We start from the raw sequence: 2,665 nt of genomic DNA, 5'->3' as shown, positions 1-2,665 counted from the left end.
CGACTTCGGAATCAAGAAGCTCAATAACGAGCAGATACTCGACCTGATGGAAATCATCGAGGACCGCCACGGGCGCAAATCAACCATAATCGCCTCGCAGATACCGGTCGCAGACTGGTATGACTGCCTGGAGACCAACACCACCGCCGCCGACGCAATACTCGACCGGATGGTGCACTCTGCCATACGTTTTGAACTCAAAGGCGATAGTCTGAGAAAAAATCATTAACTTTGCCGCATCAAAAGTGTCCCAGCTACCTCCGGCGCACTGTCCCAGTCTGCTCCGGTTTTTCCACAAGATACGGCTTTATGCCGCACAAAGGTAAAAAAGTCGAGAAGAATCCATACCTTTGTCCTACCATAAGTGAAATCTAAAATAAAAATATATGAGATCTATGAATGCCACGGTTTTACGTAGCGCGTTCGCGATGTAACATATAAAAACAGATAAACCATGTCGAAGAATATTCTGATTTTATCGTCCAGCCCCCGTCGTGGCGGCAATTCGGACACGCTTTGCGATGAATTCATGCGCGGAGCCATAGAGAGTGGAAAACATGTAGAGAAGATTTTCCTGCGTGACAAGAACATACATCCCTGCATGGGGTGCAGTGTATGTAGCCAGTACAAGAAACCCTGCCCGCAGAGAGACGATGCAGCGGAAGTAATTGAGAAGATGCTTGCCGCGGATATCATCGTGATGGGGACACCGGTCTATTTCTATGCCATGAGCGCACAGATGAAAATGATGATAGACCGTTGCTGCGGACCTTATACCGAAATGAAGAACAAGGAGTTTTATTTCATAGCCACGGCTGCCGAAGAGGATGAAACAATTATGGGCCGCATCGTTGCCAATTTCATGGGATTCCTCGATTGTCTGGAGAACCCGACGGTAAAGGGTACGCTGTTTTGCGGCGGCGTATGGCACACGGGAGAAATCAAGGGAAGCCCGAAATTGCGGGAGGCATACGAAATGGGCAGACAGGCATAGGAAAAGGAGGGAATTATGACACTGGACGATTTTCTGAATCATATCAAGGCCGGCGGTGCGCTCAATACACCGGAAATCTATCAGATGATGAACGAAATGAGCGACAAAGCCCGGCGCATTACCTGCGAGATAAACAACTCGTACCATTCACAGGAGGAGTTGCGTGTGTTGATGTCGCGTCTGACCGGCAAGCCTGTGGATGAAACATTCAAGATGTTCCCGCCGTTCTATACTGACTTCGGCAAGAATATCACCATCGGGCGTAATGTCTTCATCAACGCCTGTTGCCATTTTCAAGATCATGGCGGTGTGACATTGGGCGACGGTTGCCTCATCGGTCACAACGTGGTTTTTGCCACACTCAATCATGGTATGGATCCCGAAGACCGTGGGGCGATGTATCCGGCTCCTATCCGTTTAGGCAAAAACGTGTGGGTCGGTTCCAACTCTACCATCCTGCGGGGTGTGAGCGTGGGTGACAACGCTATTATTGCCGCCGGATCGGTGGTGACAAAGGACGTGCCAGCTAACACGGCTGTAGGAGGCGTACCGGCAAGGCATCTCCGCGACATTGACGGGAACGAAAAGCGATAGCCTATGGAACCTGAATCGGCAAACAACCATACGGCCATCCCCGTCAGATCATCCGAACGCTACGCCATACCGGACGTGCTACGCAGACTGGATCTGTTGGGTATCGCGCTGGCCGACTTCCCGGAGTTCTCTGTAATCCGCTGTAATTTTGCACAGTGAAAAGAAAACAAGAAACGATAAACATTAAATTCACAGCGATTATGAAACGTATGACAATTTTAACTGCCGCTTTCCTCTGCCTCTTCGGTCTGACGGAGAGCCCGGCACAGAACACTCAAAGTAGTAGAAATATGGAAGAACTGAAATTGACACAGGAATGGGACAAGACATTCCCGAAAAGTGACAAGGTGAACCACAGCAAGGTAACTTTCGTCAACCGTTACGGCATCACGCTCGCCGCTGACTTGTATGTACCGAAAACGACCGCTGGAGGAAAATTGCCTGCCATCGCTGTCAGCGGTCCGTTTGGGGCTGTAAAGGAACAATCATCGGGGCTGTATGCCCAGACTCTTGCCGAACGGGGATTCCTGACGATTGCTTTCGACCCATCGTTCACAGGTGAAAGTGGTGGCCAGCCTCGCGGCGTGGCTTCGCCGGACATCAATACCGAAGACTTCTCGGCTGCGGTGGACTACCTTGCGACACGTCCGGACGTGGATGCCGAACGTATCGGCATAGTAGGTATTTGTGGCTGGGGCGGATTTGCCATCAACGCGGCTGCCAACGACACACGCATCAAAGCAACGGTGGCTTCCACGATGTACGACATGAGCCGTTGTTCGGCAAATGGTTATTTCGATGCCAATGACAATGCTGATGCACGCTATAAGATGCGTCAGGAACTCAACGCCCAGCGCACGGAAGACTACCGTACAGGTACTTATCCACGTACCGTGATGAACCCGAAGCCTGCCGACGACGCGCCGCAGTTCATGAAGGATTATTACGACCTCAAGTTTCGGATTTAGCTCTAAGCTGTTTGAGCATAAGCCTGTAGTGCCTCCAATCTCTTGTCGTTCATGATAAGCTGTGTCATGAGACATTCCTCTTCCGCCCCTGTAAGCTCTGCAACGACAG

4 protein-coding genes and 1 pseudogene are annotated in these 2,665 nt (G+C 50.8%); all 5 read left to right on the top strand.

Annotated features, from left to right (window positions below; translation table 11 throughout):
* A partial coding sequence (locus G7Y39_RS13170) for an ATP-binding protein (protein WP_165154149.1) occupies positions 1-229 on the top strand: 229 nt, incomplete at its 5' end.
* Positions 230-454: 225 nt separating this feature from the next.
* The gene (locus tag G7Y39_RS13165; RefSeq protein ID WP_165157891.1) at positions 455-994 is read left to right on the top strand and encodes a flavodoxin family protein; all 540 of its coding nucleotides are present in this window, start codon (positions 455-457) and stop codon (positions 992-994) included.
* Between the two features lie 15 nt (positions 995-1,009).
* Complete coding sequence (locus G7Y39_RS13160) at positions 1,010-1,588, top strand: DapH/DapD/GlmU-related protein (protein ID WP_165157890.1); 579 nt, start codon at positions 1,010-1,012, stop codon at positions 1,586-1,588.
* Between the two features lie 3 nt (positions 1,589-1,591).
* Positions 1,592-1,747, top strand: a complete 156-nt coding sequence (locus G7Y39_RS13155; protein ID WP_165157889.1) for a hypothetical protein — start codon at positions 1,592-1,594, stop codon at positions 1,745-1,747.
* Positions 1,748-1,788: 41 nt separating this feature from the next.
* Positions 1,789-2,538 (top strand): annotated as a pseudogene (locus G7Y39_RS13150) (alpha/beta hydrolase); the annotation flags it as partial.
* Positions 2,539-2,665 lie beyond the last annotated feature (127 nt).

This window comes from Parabacteroides sp. ZJ-118 (genome assembly GCF_011038785.1).
Taxonomy (GTDB): Bacteria; Bacteroidota; Bacteroidia; order Bacteroidales; family Tannerellaceae; genus Parabacteroides.
The sequence above is the reverse complement of the archived record's forward strand: the minus strand, read 5'-3'. Positions and strand labels throughout refer to the sequence as shown.

What these genes read in the sequence shown, in the direction of transcription:
- G7Y39_RS13165 (WP_165157891.1), top strand. Translation starts at nt 455, where the DNA reads ATGTCGAAGAATATTCTGATTTTATCGTCCAGCCCCCGTCGTGGCGGC.
- G7Y39_RS13155 (WP_165157889.1), top strand. Translation starts at nt 1,592, where the DNA reads ATGGAACCTGAATCGGCAAACAACCATACGGCCATCCCCGTCAGATCA.
- G7Y39_RS13160 (WP_165157890.1), top strand. Translation starts at nt 1,010, where the DNA reads ATGACACTGGACGATTTTCTGAATCATATCAAGGCCGGCGGTGCGCTC.